Consider the following 14,286-nt stretch of genomic DNA (forward strand, 5'->3'; position numbering starts at 1 on the left):
GTACGGCTGTGGCAGGTGTGAAGCCTGCTACGCGATCAAGGACGAAGGAGGGCGGGAAGAAGTTCCCGTGCCCCCTCAGTTCCCGATCGGAGCGTCGGCCTCACCACCGAGCGAGGCCCATTCGCGACGACGGGCCTCGGCGAGCGCGATCGCGGTGGCCACGGCCACGTTCAGCGATCCCACCCGCCCGATCTGCGGGATGTAGGTGAGGGCGTCCGCGCCCGCCAGCAGGGCGGGGGAGCAGCCGTGGTCCTCGGCGCCCACGGCCAGGCACACGTCGCCGTCCAGCGGGGCGGCGTGCAGCGGCACGGCGCCCGAGGCCAGTTCCAGGGCGAGGACCTTGTAGCCGTCGGCGCGGGCGGCGGCCAGGGCCTCGGCGGTGGATCCGGCCCGGACGTGGTCGACCTTGGCGGCGGTGCCCAGGGAGGTCTTGCCGACCTTGGGGTCCAGCGGGTCGGCGCTGTTGCCGGCCAGCCAGAGGCGGTCGACGCCCAGGGTGGCGCAGGTGCGCAGGATCGAGCCCAGGTTGTAGGGCTGGGTGACCGACTCGACGATCAGGGCCAGGCGCCCCTGGGTGCTCCTGCGCCACTGGCGGTTCAGGCGTTTGACGTCGGTGGGGCGCAACTGCGTGCTCAACTGCGGTGTGTTCCTCGGCGGGATGTGCGTGGATGAACACCCGGGACCGGGTGTGCGCACCAGGTTACCGGGCGGGATCCGCGGACGCACGTGTGAGTGGACACAACGGGGCACAAGGTGCTCTGCGGGCGTGCGCGCGCCCCGGTGCCGCGGGGCGTGTCGCACCCGGGACGGCGGTCGGCGGCGGTCAGGACCGCGTGTCGGCGCGGCGCACGGCCAGGACCCGGAAGCCCGCCCGGGATGCGACGCGCTCGGTGGGGAACCCCTGGGCCCGCAGCCACGTGTGGAGGGAGTCGGCGCCCAGGTGGCGCTGGACCACCAGGTGGGCGGTGCCCTGCTCCGAGAGCCGTCCCAGCCACACGCGCAGCAGGGTGTGCAGGGCGTCCTTGCCGATCCGGATGGGCGGGTTGGACCAGATCGCGTCGAAGGGGCCGGACAGGTCGGGGGCGTCGTCCTCGGCGGGCTCCCCCCCGGGGGTGACGGCCGCGAACCGGGCGTTGCCCAGGCCGTGCTCGGCGGCGTTGCGGCGGGCCAGGCCCACCGCGCGGGAGTTGACGTCCACCCCCAGCACCTGGGCGCCGGGGGCCCGGGAGGCCAGGGTCAGCGCGATCGGCCCGTAGCCGCAGCCCACGTCCAGCAGCCGCCCCCGGGCGGGCGGGGCCGGGACCGACTCCAGCAGGACGCGGGTGCCCAGGTCGACCTTGTCGGGGGAGAACACCCCGCGGTCGGTGTGCAGCCGCAGGTGCAGGTCGGGCAGGACCAGGTCCGCGGTGGAGGGACGGCTGGCGGCGTCCGGGTCGGAGTCGAAGTAGTGCTGGGCCACGCCGTGACGCTACCAGCACCGGCGCGTGCGCGGTGCCCGGCAAAAACCTCGCATGCTGCGGGAAACGACGGGCCAAGCCCCGGTACGACCCGGCCGGGGGTGCCGAAGATGGAGGTATCCGAGGTTGGTCGGGGGAGCCCATGCGAGCACATGTAGGAGACCGTCTGGTCATCGAGAGTCAGCGCGCGGACGCGCACCGCCGGACCGGGGTCGTCACCGGGGTGCGGGGCAGCGGAGGGCAGCCCCCGTACCAGGTGCACTGGTCCGACGCCGGGCAGGGGCACGACGCCCTGGTCTACCCGGGGCCGGACGCGCACATCGAGCAGGCGCCCGGTGCGGGGGCCGGGGCCGGCACGGAGGGGGAGCAGATGCACACGACCAAGCGCTGGAACGTCGACGTGGTGATCTCGGAGGAGAACGAGGGCGACGCCGCCCGTACGTGGGCGGAGGTGGGGATGGTCGCCGACGACGGTACGGCGCTGCGCGGCCACGGGATGGCGCGCAAGCACCCGATGGACCTGGACGTTCCCGAGATCGGTGAGGAGCTGGCGGTCTCGCGGGCGCTGTCGGACCTGTCGCGTCAGCTGCGGCAGGTCGCGGCCGAGGACATCAACGACAACACCGGTACGCCGTGGCGGCCCACCTGAGGAGGGGTGCCGCCCCGGCGGCGGGCGGGTCGGCCCCCGGTCCCTGTGAGGGCCGGGGGCCTCCTCGTGTCCGCGGCACGGGGGCGGTGCCCCGCGGACCGAAAGTGGCCACCGCCGTCATGCCGGGAACGCACTGTCCGGTCACCGGCATCGGGCAGACTCGAAGCGTCGACCGGGAAGGAGACTTCGGGCCCGGCGCCCGCCATCGACGTCCATCAGGCAAGGAGACGCCCTGTTGACCACCTCATCACCGCAGGCCGGCCCCTCACGGGCGCTCGGCACCGTCGACGCGGTCGCCATCGGCGCGGGCGCGATGCTGGGAGCCGGGGTGTTCTCGGTGTTCGCGCCGGCGGCCCGGGGGGCCGGGGCGTGGCTGCCCGTGGCGATCCTGATCGCCGGGCTGGTGGCCTACTGCAACGCGGTGTCGTGTGCTCGTCTGGCGGCCCGCCATCCTGAGTCGGGCGGCGCCTATGTGTACGGGCGTGAGCGGCTGGGCGAGCTGTGGGGGTACCTGGCCGGGTGGTCGTTCGTGGTGGGCAAGCTGGCGTCGTGTGCGGCGGTGGCGCTCACGTTCGGCGCCTACGTGCTGCCGGGGTGGGAGCGGCCGGCGGCGGTGGCCGCGGTCGTGGTGATGGGCGCGGTGGGGCACCTGCGGGTGCGGCGCTCGACGCTGGTGGTGAAGGTGCTGCTGGTGGCGGTGCTGGCGGTGCTGGCCGGCGTGGTGGCCGCGATGCCGGCGAGCGGGCGCCTGGCCGCTCTGGCCCAGGTCGACGGGCTGGGGCCGTGGCCGGGCTCGTTCGGCGTGCTGGGGGCGGCGGGGATGATCTTCTTCGCGTTCGCGGGGTACGCGCGGGTGGCGACGCTGGGCGGGCGGGTCCGCGATCCGCAGACCACGATCGCGCGGGCCATCGCCCTGTCGCTGGGCGGGGTGCTGGGGATCTACCTGGTGGTGGGGACCGGGACGCTGATCGTGCTGGGGCGGGAGCGGTTGATCGGTTCCTCTGCGCCGTTGGCGGACGTGGTGCGGGTGGCGGGGCTGGAGTGGGCGGTGCCGGTGGTGGCCGCGGGTGCGGCCCTGGCCTGCCTGGGGGCGCTGGTGACGCTTCTGGTGGAGGTGACCCGTACGGGTGCGGCGATGGCCGCGGACGGGCACCTGCCCGGGGTGCTGGCGCGCCGTGCGGGGCGGCGGGGGGTGCCGGTGTACGCCGAGGCGGTGGTCGGCGCGGTGGTGGTGGGCGTGGTGCTGTCCACCGACCTGGCCGGGGCGATCTCCTTCTCCGCGTTCGGGGTGCTGGTGTACTACGCGATCGCCAACGCCTCGGCGCTGCGGTTGGGGCCTGATGAGCCGCGGCCGCCGCTGCCGGTGCCCCTGGGCGGGTTGGTGGGGTGCGTGGTGTTGGCGTGCAGCCTGCCGCTGGGGGTGGTCGCGGCGGGTGCGGGGGTGCTGGCGGCGGGCGCGGCCCTGTGGTGGGTGCGCGACCGCCTGGCCGCCCGCGCGGGCGGGTAGGCGGCCGGCGGGGTTCAGCCGCGGATGAGGAACTCCAGGCCGCGGCGGGTGGTGGTGGACAGGCGCAGGCCGGCGAGCTGCTCCGGGGTGAACCAGGCGCAGTCGGCGGTGGATCCGCCCTTCTCCAGGACGCGGGCGGGCGCGGGGTGCGCGACGTGGACGTGGGAGAAGACCCACACCGCGTACACCTCGCCGGCGTTGGGCGGGGTGCGGTGGTGGCTGGAGACGGTGATGAGGCGGCCCACGACGCCGTGCTGGCCGGTCTCCTCCAGGACCTCGCGGCGCAGGGCGGAGCGCACGTCCTCGCCGGCGTCGACGCCGCCGCCGGGCAGGTGCCAGGTGCCGGCGCCGGGGAAGCCGTCGGCGATGAGGCTGAGCATGATGCGTCCGGCGGGGTCGGTGACGACGCCGTAGGAGGCCATGCGGCGCAGCCGGGGCAGGGGGCCCTCCGGTTCGGGCTCCTCGGGCAGGAGTTCGGCCAGGCCGGGTTCGAGTCCCTGGGGCGGCAGGATCGCGGGCCAGTGGGCGGCGGCGTCGGGGGTGGCGAACACCACGCGGTCCACGTGCAGGGGGGTGGGGTTGCGGCCCGGGGTGGAGGCGACCTCGGTGATCACGTCCAGGGCCCGGAGGGGGGCGTCGGGGGGCAGGCCGCCCAGGGTGCGGGCCAGGGTCGCGGGGTCCTGGCCGTACAGGACGCGGGCGCCCAGCAGGCGGGGTCCGGCGGGAGTGCGGAAGAGCAGGTGCACGGTGACCCGGCGGGGCAGGGCGGGGTTCACAGCGAGCCCGCGGTCGCCGAGGGCAGACCGACCAGGCGCAGCAGCTCGTCGAGGGTGTGGACGGTGGTGACGCCCTCGTAGCGGCGGCCGTGGTGGCGGTCGATCATGATGGGGCGCATGCGGGAGGCGACGGCGCCCACGCCGTCGGAGTGGATCTGGTCGCCGACGTGCCAGCAGGCGGCGGGGTCGATGCCCAGGCGCTGGGCGGTGAGGTGGAAGATGCGCGGGTCGGGCTTGCCGGCGCCGGCGGTGTCGGCGCACACGACGGTGTGGAAGTAGGGGGTGAGTTCCAGGGCCTGGAGCTTGGCGTGCTGGAGGGCCTCGATGCCGTTGGTGAGGACGGCCAGGCGGTATCCGGCGGAGGCGAGGGCGTTCAGGGCGGGGACGGTGTCGGGGAAGACCTGCCAGGCGGAGCGGTGCACGTCGAGGTAGAGGCGGTAGAGCTCGTCGCAGTGCTGGTCGGCGATGCCGGCGTGCCCGGCCTGGACGGCCAGGGCGCGGATGCGTTCGCGGCGCTGGTCCTCCAGGGACATGTCGCCGCGCAGGTAGGCGCCGAAGGAGATCTCGGTCTGGACGTCCCACAGGGTCCGGGCGGCGCCGAAGTCCGGGTGTCCGATCCGCTCCATGAGGGCTCGCAGTCCGGCGGAGGACGCGGCGGTGTCGTCGATCAGGGTGTCGTCCAGATCGAAGCAGATGGCGGCCGGGGCAGCGGGTATGTTCGGCATCGTTCCTCAACTGGGTGGGCATGACAAAACATGCCCACGCTAACCCGTACAGGTGACGGAAAAGGGGTAAACCCCTCCGAATCGGATGTGTGCAGGATCACATGCAACGGTCCGGGGGGTTCATCGCCGCACGTCGCGGGGCCGCGGGACGCCCTCAGGGCAGGCGCTGGAACCACAGCAGCGACGTCACCGCGGTGGCCAGCGCCAGCACGATGGCCACCAGCACGAACCGTGTGACGATCTCCTCGTGCACGGTCTCGGTGCCCAGCGAGGAGCCGATGTCCTCGTAGACGTCGTCCAGCTCGTTGCCGCTCTCGGCCTCGTAGAAGTGCCCCTCGGTCACCTGCGCCAGCTCCTGCAGCGCCTCCTTGTCGATGTCGGCCGGCACCTGGTAGCCGTCGATGTCGATCATCGCCGCCCCGGTGCCGAAGGCGATCGTGGACACCGGCACGCCCGCGTCCCGGGCCGCGGCCGAGGCCTGGTCGATCTCCCGCCCGCTGGTGTTCTCCCCGTCCGAGAGCAGCACGATCGCCGACGGCGGCGGGTCCTGCTGGGCGTCCTCGTCGAACCCGCGGATGGACTCCAGGGCCGCGAACACCCCCTCGCCGATGGCCGTTCCCGGTCCCATCTGGAGGTTCTCGATCGACCCCACCACCGCCTGGTGGTCCTGGGTGGGGGAGGACACCACCGTGGCCTGCGCCGAGAACGCCACCAGGCCCACGTTGAACCGGTCCGGGAGCGTCTCCACGAACCCCTGCGCCGACTCCTTGGCCGCCCGCATCCGGTCCGGTTCGATGTCGGTGGCCGCCATCGACAGGGACACGTCCACCACCACCATGATCGTGGCCCGCTCGCGGGGCTGCTCCACCGGCATCGCCGGGAGCGCCATCGAGGTGAGCAGCACCCCCAGCGCCGCGGTGAACAGCACCGCGGGCACGTGCCTGCGCACGTCGGGCCGGTGGGGTACGACCTGGTCCAGCAGGGACAGGTTGGTGAACCGCACCGTGTACTCGCGCCGCTGGGCCTGGGCGAACACGTAGGCCGCCACCAGCGGGACGAGCAGCAGCAGCCACCACAGCCGCTCGGGTTCCAGGAAGGTCATCGACCAATCCCCCTTCTGTGGGCCCGGCCCGCCCTCATCGCGTCGTCCCCGGCGTGTGCCGGGACAGTCGGTGCGCGGTCCGCCTCTGGTGGATCACGAACCGTGCAATGTCCAGTACCCAATCACGGTCGGTCCGCAGCACCAGGTGGTGCACCCCGCAGCGGCGCAGGGCCCGGCGGACCTCCTCGCGCTGGGCGCGGGCCGCCTCGCGGTAGCGTTCGCGCACAGGGCGGGTCAGGCGCACGTCGCGCACCCGGCCGGTGACCGGGTCGCGCAGGGTGACGTCCCCCACCTCGGGCAGGTCCAGCTCACGGGGGTCGACGACCTCCACGACCAGGACCTGGTGGCGGGAGGCCAGCCGCGACATGGGCCGCTCCCAGGGCACCTGACCGCCGAAGGCGGGGGTGCCCAGGAAGTCGGAGACCACCACGCGCAGGCCGCGGCGGCGCCGGGTCCGCGCCAGGTCCTCGATCGCTTCGGCCAGCCCCGCCCCGCCGCCGGGTCCGTCCCCGGTGGGGGCCGCCGACACCGTCGCCAGCAGCGACAGCAGGGCCTCGTTGCCCGAGCGGGCGGGCCAGCGGCGGATGACGCCCCGGTGCAGGAAGTGCGCCCCGAACCGGTCGGCGACGCGCTGGGTCAGCAGGGTAACGGCGACCATGGCGCCCACCGCCACCTCGCGTTTGAGGTGCCGTTCGGTGCCGAAGTCCATGCTCGCCGACAGGTCCAGCAGGGTCCAGCTCTCCAGTTCCCGGTCGGCGACCAGGTCGCGTACGTGCGGGGTGTCGGTACGGGCGGTCACCGCCCAGTCCATACGGCGCACGTCGTCCTCGCCCGGCTGGTAGAGGCGGGCCTCGGCGGCCTCGGAGCCCGGCCCCAGGCGCAGGCCCAGGTGCTCACCGTGCAGCAGGCCTTCCAGGCGGTGCACGATGCGCAGGTCCAGGCGGCGCAGGGCCGAGCGCAGCCGGGGGTCGGTTCCCAGGGAGGTCACGGTGCCTCACTTGCGGGCGACGAAGGAGGCGGTCTCCCCGCTGGGGGGTTCGTCCCAGATGACCCTGGGGGCGGGTACCGCCGCCAGGATGCGGTCGACCACCTGCAGCGCGGTGACCCCGTCGGCCAGGGCGTCGAAGGTGAGGACCAGGCGGTGGGCGATCACGTCGCGGGCCAGGACCCGTACGTCGTCGGGCAGGACGTAGTCGCGTCCGCGCAGCAGTGCCAGGGCGCGGGCGGCGGCCACCAGGCCCAGGGTGGCGCGGGGGCTGGCGCCGACCTCCAGGACGCCGCGCAGGTCGGGCATCTGGTGGGCCTCGGGTTCGCGGGTGGCCATGACCAGGCGCACGACGTAGTCGGCGATGAGCTGGTGGACGTGGACGCGTTCGGCGTCGGCCTGGAGTTCGCCCAGGGTGACCGGGTCCAGGACCTGGTGGGCGGTGGGCGGGGTGGTGGACATCCGGCGCAGGATCTCCATCTCCTCGTGGGCGCGGGGGTGGCCGACGTCGATCTTCATCAGGAACCGGTCGCGCTGGGCCTCGGGCAGGGGGTAGACGCCCTCGGACTCCACGGGGTTCTGTGTGGCGATGACGATGAACGGGGAGGGGAGGGGGTGGGTGGTGCCGCCCAGGGAGACCTGTCGTTCGGCCATGACCTCCAGCAGGGCCGACTGCACCTTGGCGGGGGCGCGGTTGATCTCGTCCGCCAGGACGAAGTTGGCGAAGACCGGGCCCAGTTCCACGTCGAACTTCTCGGTGGAGGGGTGGTAGATGCGGGTGCCGACGATGTCGGAGGGGACCAGGTCGGGGGTGAACTGGATGCGGGCGAAGGAGCCGCCGGTGACCTTGGCCAGGGTGGACACCGCCAGGGTCTTGGCGATGCCGGGCACTCCCTCGATGAGGCAGTGGCCCTTGGCGACCAGGGCGATGAGGGAGCGCTCCACCATGCGCTCCTGGCCGACGATGACCGTGGACACCTCGTGCAGCGCCGCGCGCAGCAGCCGGGTGGGCTCGCCCGGGGCGCCCTCGGAGCCCGAGGGGGGTGCGCCGTTGCCGGGTGAGGTCTGTGCCATGTTCCGCCTTCCGGGCACGGCGCCCCGCCGGGGCGCCGGATAGGTTGTGGATCACTCACCTGTGGGCGAGACTACCCGCTCCGGGGGCATCGGTCCGGTGTACAACGCGCCCGGGGGGCGGAGGGGACGCGGTAGATGAGGGGGTGGGGGGTGTGACGGCTCCCGTGATGGGTCTGCAGGCGGGCGATCCGCGGCAGCTGGGTGCTTTCCGGCTCCAGGGGCGGGCGGGGGAGTCCGCACTGGGTGTGGTGTACGCGGGGTGCGACCGCGAGGGTGCGCCGGTGGAGGTGGCGGTGCTGAACCCGGGCGCGGTGGCCGACCCGCAGGCGCGGGAGCGGTTCGCCGAGGCGGTGCGGGCCGACGGCGGTGTGCTGGCGGCGCGCACCCAGGGCCGTTCGGTGCTCTGGGTGGCGGTCGCCGGCGGCGGGGAGGGGGCCGGTCGGTTCCTGGAGCGGGCCGGCCGGCCGGGGCGGATCGCCGCCCGGGGGCCGGTGGTGATGCCGCACTGGGCGGGTCCCAGGTCGGGGCCCGCCGTGCCGTGGGCGCCGTGGGCGGGGCGCCGCGACAGCGCGGTGGAGGAGGGGAGGGGCAACTGGTGGCTGATCGGCGGGCTGGGCGCGGTCCTGCTGCTGATCCTGGCCCTGGTGGCCTTGCTGTACTGGTTCATGCTGCAGTTCCCCCCGCCGGAGATGCCCGCTCCGGGGCAGCCGGTGCCGGAGGAGGGGCCTTCGGGGGAGCCCGGGGAGGATGTTCCCTCCGAGGGCGAGGAGGGGCAGGGGAGCCCCTCGACGCCGGTGGTGCCCACGCCGGGGGAGGGCGAGGAGGGCTGGAGTGAGGATCCCGCGGAGAACCTGTGACTCGTGCCGCCCTGCCGCGTTCCGCGGCCGGGCGGTCGTTCTCCCCCATAGAAATCTACGTCGTAAAGGCGGCGTGATTTCTGTTTGAACACATCCAAAAGAAAAAGAAGGAGTGCGGCTACGCCGCACACTCCCCCTGAAATCCCGGGGCAGTGCATCGTCGGCGTGTCGCGCCGACGGTCGTGCCGCCGGGAAGGGGCTGAGAGGCCCGTAGCGGGACCGGTGGAGGCGCTACCGGTGAAGGGGTGGGGCCGGGGAGGTCCTAGGCTGGTCGCCGTGGTGAAGGCGCTGAAAGAAGTGACAGGCACGCGGTACGTCCTACCGCTGCGCGAGGGCGGTTCGCTGCCCGGGTTGGTGGAGGCCGACGACCTCGGCATGTACGTCGTGAAGTTCATCGGGGCGGGCCAGGGGCGCAAGACCCTGGTGGCGGAGGTCATCACCGGTGAGCTGGGACGTGCGCTGGGGCTGCCGGTCCCGGAGCTGGCCCTGGTGGAGTTCGACGCGGTGATCGCGCGGGGCGAGCCCGACCAGGAGGTGCAGGAGCTGCTCAAGGCCAGCGGCGGCCTCAACCTGGGGATGGACTTCCTGCCGGGGGCGCTGGGGTTCGACCCGCTCGCTTTCGAGGTGGATCCGGGTCTGGCCGGGCGGGTGCTGTGGTTCGACGCGCTGACCGGCAATGTGGACCGCTCCTGGCGCAACCCGAACATGGTGGTCTGGCACGGGGAGCCGTACCTGATCGACCACGGGGCCACGCTGATCTTCCACCACGCGTGGGCGGGCGCCGACCGGTTCGTCGGCCGCGCCTACGACGCCTCCGACCACGTGCTGGCGGCGTCGGCTCCGGATCTGGCGGCCGCCGACGCGGTGCTGGCGCCGCTGGTGACGGAGGAGCTGTTGCGGGACGTGGTGGGGCTGGTGCCCGATGTGTGGTTGGAGGGCGAGGCGGGGTTCGCTTCGTCCGGGGCGGTGCGTGAGGCGTACGTGCGGCACCTGGCGGCGCGGGTGGCGGACCGTTCGTGGCTGCCGGAGGTGGGGCGGTGAGTGTGCGCAGGTACAGCGACGCGGTGACGACGGGCCGGGTGGGCGAGGAGCGGGACCGTGCGGTGTTCGAGTACGCGCTGTTGCGGGTGGTGCCCCGGGTGGAGCGCGGTGAGTGTGTGAACGCGGGGGTGATCGTGTACTGCCAGGAGCGGGCGTTCCTGGCGGCCCGTGCGGAGGTGGACCAGGCCCGGTTGCTGGCGTTGGATCCGGGGGTGGACGTGGCCGGGGTGCGGCGTGCCCTGGCGGCGGTGGAGGCTCTGTGCCGGGGCGGTGCGGTGGCGGGTGCGGCGGGCCGGGAGCGGCCGGGGCAGCGGTTCCGGTGGTTGACGGCTCCGCGGAGCACGATCGTGCAGCCGGGGCCGATCCACGGGGGGTTGACGGAGGATCCGGGGGCCGAGGTGGAGCGGTTGCTGGACCGGCTCGTAAGGTAGCGGGTCGTGCAGTAACGGATGTCACAGGCTGTTCTGGGATAAACGAGGAGACTTTCCGAGGGTCCCGGTGTTGGGATGGAGTGGCCCCCTTCTTCTGGGTGCGCTCCCACGCACCGGGGCCCTTTCTCCTGTCCGTACTTTTCCTCGACCGGCGTCGAGATTCTTTGGAGTGGCCTGTGCAGTCCCCGAACTCCCCCGAGGTGGCCGTCGGACCGGTGGCGGACCCGGGTGCGCCCCGGGTCGTGCGCCCCCGGCGGTCGGTGGTGTTGCTGGTGCTGGTGCTGGGTGTGCTGGCCGCGGTCGGCCCGCTGGCCACGGACATGTACCTGCCGGCGTTCCCGCAGATCGCCGGGGAGCTGGGGGCGTCCGAGGCGCAGATCCAGCTGACGTTGACCTCGATCATGCTGGGGTTGGCGGTGGGCCAGCTGGTGATCGGTCCGATGAGTGATGCCTGGGGGCGGCGGGGGCCGCTGCTGGTGGGCGGTGCGGTGTTCACGGTGACTTCGGTGCTGTGCGTGTTCGTGCCGGATGTGACGGTGTTCGTGGTGCTGCGGTTCGTGCAGGGTGTGGCCGGTGCGGCGGGTGCGGTGGTCTCGCGTGCGGTGGTGCGGGACCTTTTCAAGGGCGATGACGCGGTGCGGTTCTTCTCGCGGCTGGCGCTGGTGATGATGCTGGCTCCGCTGTTGGCGCCGTTGGCGGGTGCGCAGTTGCTGCTGGTGGGTCCGTGGCAGTTGAGTTTCTGGGTGCTGGCCGCGATGTCGGCGGTGAGTTTCGTGCTGGTGCTGGTGTGGTTGCCGGAGTCGCTGCCGGTGGGGGAGCGCCGTGCGCAGGGTCCGCGGGTGCTGGCGGGGACGGTGGCCGGGTTGGTGCGCCAGCCGCGGTTCGTGGGTCCGGTGCTGACGCTGGGGCTGGGTTTCGGGATGCTGTTCACGTACGTGTCGGCGTTCTCGTTCGTGGCGCAGCAGGAGCTGGGGGTGTCGGCCCAGACGTATGCGTGGCTGTTCGCGGTGAACTCGCTGGGGATGTTGGCGGGGACGCAGGTGAACGGTTTCCTGGTGGGTCGGATGGAGACGTTGCGGCGTCTGGGGTTGGGCCTGGTCGTGGGTCTGGGTGCGGTGTCGGGTCTGCTGGTTCTGGCGCTGGTGGGGGCGGCGTCGTTGTGGATGGTGGTGGGCCTTCTGGCGCTGATGATGTTCAGCACGGGGTTCATCATGCCCAACGCGACGGTGACGGTGTTGGACGGTCAGCCGGCGTCGGTGGCGGGTACGGCGTCGGCGCTGATGGGTGCGCTGCAGTTCGCTCTGGGCGGTGGTGTGGCGGCTCTGGCGGGGTTGACGCCGTCGGGTGAGGCGTCGTTGGTGAGTATGGCGTCGGTGATGGTGGGTGCTGCGGTGCTGGCGGGTGTGTCGTTCGTGTGGACGGTGCGTTCGGTGGTGCGTGCCCGGGTGTGATCGGTTCGGGTGTGCGAAGGCCCCATGACCCCATGTTGCGGGGGGTCGTGGGGCCTTTTGTTTGTGGTTCTCTCCATGTTGCCGTGGGTGGGGGAGGTTCGGCATTGTAGGGGAACTATTTCCCCCTTGGTGTGGGATGTCTGTCATGCGGGCCGGTGGGGTCCGTGTTCTTCGACGCGGCTTTGAGGATGAGTGGTCTGTGGTCATGGGCGAGGCGGGTGTCGGCCCCGGTGGGTGGGCCCGGGGGTTGTCCGGGTTGAGCGACCTGGTCTACGAGATGGCGACCGAGGATGCGCACGCGGAGTTGTTCTCGGTGCCGGACCAGGGGCGTCGGGGAGGTTGGGCTGCGGTGAGCGCCGGTGGCTTCGCCACGGATGTGACGGGTGTGGCCAAGGGCCTGGTGGCCGCGGGTGTGGGCGAGGGCGATCGGGTGCTGGTGATGTGCGCCGATCATGTGGACTGGGTGCGGTTGGCGTTCGCGGTGTGGTCGGTGCGGGCGGTGCTGGTGCCGTTGCCGGTGTCGGCGGCGCCGGAGCGTGTGGTGCATGCGGTGCGTCAGACGCGTCCTGCGGCTGCTGTGGTGGAGGGTGAGGGTCCGCTGCGGGTGATGGCTGCGTTGCAGCGGGAGCTGCCGGATCTGGGCCGGGTGTGGCGGTTCGAGCCGGGTCTGGCGGAGGTGGTGTCGCTGGGTGCGTACATGGACGCCTCGTCGGTGCGTTTCCGGCGGGATGCGACGGGGCCGGGGGATGCGGCGGTGGTGCTGTATCCGGTGAGCACGGTGTCGCGGTGGATGCGCGGTGTGGTGCTGACGCACGGGGCGCTGTTGGAGGCCGCGGCGGATCTGGTGGACCGGGTGGGTCCGCGGGTGGCGGAGCTGGGTCCGGGGAAGGCGTCGGCCCTGTCGGATGCGGCTTTGTCGCAGGTGCAGGGTCTGGCGACGGTGCTGGCGTGTGTGGTGGGCCGGGTGCGGTTGGGGTTGGGGGGTGGCGGGCGGTTCCTGGAGCGGGTGCGGGGGTTCCGTCCGTCGGTGCTGGTGTGCGGTGCGCGGGTGTTGGAGGAGGTCTTCGAGGGGGAGCGGGGCAGCGCCCGGTCGACGGGGTGGGATTCGCTGGGGACGTTCAATTCGGCGGTGGACGCGGCGGTGCAGTTCGACCGTTCGCCGAAGAAGGGGGCGTGGCAGCGGTTGTCGCGGTCGATGTACGACTGGCAGTTCGCGAAGGTGCGCGAGGTGCTGGGGGACCGGGTGCACCTGGCGGTGTGCTGGGGTGGGGGGCTGTCGGACCGGTTGGACTCCTTCTACGGGGGTGTGGGGGTTCCGGTGGTGCAGGTGTTCGGTACGGCGGAGACGGCCGGGGCGTTCGCGGCGAACGCGGTGGGGGCGCGGGTGCCGGGTTCGGTGGGCCGTGCCCTGGAGGGGCGTGAGGTGTGGGTGTCGCGTGAGGGTGAGGCCCATGTGCGCGGGGGTGCGGTGTTCTCGGGGTACTGGGGTGATGAGGCGGCGACGGTGTCGGCGTTCCGGGAGGGGTGGCTGGCGTCGGGTGTGGCGGGGTCGGTGGACGGTGACGGGTTCGTGTGGGTGAGCGGCCGGTTGCGGGCTCAGGCGGCGGTGGCGGAGGTGCCGGGCCGGTTCGCGGCGCAGGGTGCTCCGGTGGTGGAGGAGGCGGCTCCGGTGGTGGAGGAGGCGCGGCCTGAGCCGGCGGGGGTGGTGCGTCCGGTGCCCGAGCCCGATGCGACGGTGGCGCTGCCGGTGGTGGGTGCGCAGGCGGAGTCGGAGCCGGAGCCGCGGGAGGTGTCGGATGCGGAGCTGGTGGCGGGGTTCGAGGCGCGGTTGCGGTCGCATCCGTTGATCAGTCAGGTGTTGGTGATCGTGGAGGGTCGGCCTTTCGCGAGTGCGCTGATCACGTTGGTGCGGGACCAGTTGGAGTACTGGCGTTTGGTGAACGGCCGGCCGTTGTCGATGGCGCCGGAGGAGATCGCGGGGGATCGGGATCTTCTGCGGGAGGTGCAGGGGTTGGTGTACGAGGCCAACCGGAGTGTGCCGCGGCATCTGGCGGTGCGGTCGTTCCATGTGCTGGCGGAGGAGTTCACGGTGCAGTCGGGGTTGGTGCATCCTTCGGGTGAGCTGCGGCGCGAGGCGGTGTTGCGGGCGTTCTCGGAGGAGATCGACGGGTTGTACCGGGTGCGTCGGGAGCAGTAGGGGTGTGCGGTGCGGGCCCCGGGGCGTGGTGCCC

The 14,286-nt window shown here is 72.8% G+C and carries 14 protein-coding genes and 1 pseudogene; 8 read left to right on the top strand and 7 right to left on the bottom strand.

All coding sequences use genetic code 11. From position 1 onward, the window contains the following. Positions 1-75: 75 nt before the first annotated feature. Together ACSUPR_RS01350 and ACSUPR_RS01355 are read right to left on the bottom strand one after the other, a co-directional pair. Positions 76-636, bottom strand: coding sequence for a TrmH family RNA methyltransferase (locus tag ACSUPR_RS01350; RefSeq protein WP_436888795.1), 561 nt, complete (start codon positions 634-636; stop codon positions 76-78). A gap of 187 nt (positions 637-823) precedes the next feature. Continuing rightward, positions 824-1,459 carry a class I SAM-dependent methyltransferase gene (locus ACSUPR_RS01355; protein WP_436888797.1) on the bottom strand — a complete coding sequence of 212 codons (636 nt, stop codon included), beginning with the start codon at positions 1,457-1,459 and terminating at the stop codon, positions 824-826. 140 nt (positions 1,460-1,599) lie between these two features. On the opposite strand from ACSUPR_RS01355, the pseudogene ACSUPR_RS01360 reads away from it, so the two are divergent. From ACSUPR_RS01360 to ACSUPR_RS01370, 3 genes and pseudogenes are all read left to right on the top strand, one after another. After that, a pseudogene (locus ACSUPR_RS01360) lies at positions 1,600-1,719 on the top strand (DUF1918 domain-containing protein); the annotation flags it as partial. A 108-nt stretch (positions 1,720-1,827) separates the two neighbouring features. Then, entirely contained in the window at positions 1,828-2,106 is a 279-nt protein-coding gene (locus ACSUPR_RS01365; protein WP_436892192.1) for a DUF1876 domain-containing protein, read from the top strand. A gap of 232 nt (positions 2,107-2,338) precedes the next feature. Next, complete coding sequence (locus ACSUPR_RS01370) at positions 2,339-3,613, top strand: APC family permease (protein ID WP_436892193.1); 1,275 nt, start codon at positions 2,339-2,341, stop codon at positions 3,611-3,613. A gap of 14 nt (positions 3,614-3,627) precedes the next feature. Here ACSUPR_RS01370 and ACSUPR_RS01375 read toward each other — a convergent pair whose 3' ends face one another. The 5 genes from ACSUPR_RS01375 to ACSUPR_RS01395 all read right to left on the bottom strand — a co-directional run bounded on the left by ACSUPR_RS01375 (position 3,628) and on the right by ACSUPR_RS01395 (position 8,275). Next, complete coding sequence (locus ACSUPR_RS01375; RefSeq protein ID WP_436888799.1) at positions 3,628-4,389, bottom strand: NUDIX hydrolase; 762 nt, start codon at positions 4,387-4,389, stop codon at positions 3,628-3,630. Beyond that, entirely contained in the window at positions 4,386-5,114 is a 729-nt protein-coding gene (locus ACSUPR_RS01380) for an HAD family hydrolase (protein ID WP_436888801.1), read from the bottom strand. The genes ACSUPR_RS01375 and ACSUPR_RS01380 overlap by 4 nt, the downstream gene beginning before the upstream one ends. A gap of 154 nt (positions 5,115-5,268) precedes the next feature. Further along, positions 5,269-6,216: a VWA domain-containing protein gene (locus ACSUPR_RS01385; protein ID WP_436888803.1), complete on the bottom strand. Its 948-nt coding sequence runs from the start codon at positions 6,214-6,216 to the stop codon at positions 5,269-5,271. A gap of 34 nt (positions 6,217-6,250) precedes the next feature. After that, complete coding sequence (locus ACSUPR_RS01390; protein ID WP_436888805.1) at positions 6,251-7,204, bottom strand: DUF58 domain-containing protein; 954 nt, start codon at positions 7,202-7,204, stop codon at positions 6,251-6,253. A 6-nt stretch (positions 7,205-7,210) separates the two neighbouring features. Then, entirely contained in the window at positions 7,211-8,275 is a 1,065-nt protein-coding gene (locus ACSUPR_RS01395) for an AAA family ATPase (RefSeq protein WP_436888807.1), read from the bottom strand. A gap of 152 nt (positions 8,276-8,427) precedes the next feature. On the opposite strand from ACSUPR_RS01395, the gene ACSUPR_RS01400 reads away from it, so the two are divergent. From ACSUPR_RS01400 to ACSUPR_RS01420, 5 genes are all read left to right on the top strand, one after another. Next, entirely contained in the window at positions 8,428-9,132 is a 705-nt protein-coding gene (locus ACSUPR_RS01400; RefSeq protein ID WP_436888808.1) for a hypothetical protein, read from the top strand. Positions 9,133-9,483: 351 nt separating this feature from the next. Continuing rightward, entirely contained in the window at positions 9,484-10,173 is a 690-nt protein-coding gene (locus tag ACSUPR_RS01405) for a HipA family kinase (protein WP_436892194.1), read from the top strand. Then, entirely contained in the window at positions 10,170-10,604 is a 435-nt protein-coding gene (locus tag ACSUPR_RS01410) for a DUF3037 domain-containing protein (RefSeq protein ID WP_436888810.1), read from the top strand. The genes ACSUPR_RS01405 and ACSUPR_RS01410 overlap by 4 nt, the downstream gene beginning before the upstream one ends. 176 nt (positions 10,605-10,780) lie before the next feature. Continuing rightward, a complete protein-coding gene (locus ACSUPR_RS01415; protein WP_436888812.1) occupies positions 10,781-12,055 on the top strand; it encodes a multidrug effflux MFS transporter in 1,275 nt (424 codons plus the stop codon). Between the two features lie 205 nt (positions 12,056-12,260). Beyond that, a complete protein-coding gene (locus tag ACSUPR_RS01420) occupies positions 12,261-14,252 on the top strand; it encodes an AMP-binding protein (protein ID WP_436892195.1) in 1,992 nt (663 codons plus the stop codon). Positions 14,253-14,286: the final 34 nt, after the last annotated feature.

This window comes from Nocardiopsis dassonvillei, assembly GCF_964273065.1.
Classification (GTDB): Bacteria; Actinomycetota; Actinomycetes; order Streptosporangiales; family Streptosporangiaceae; genus Nocardiopsis; species Nocardiopsis dassonvillei_B.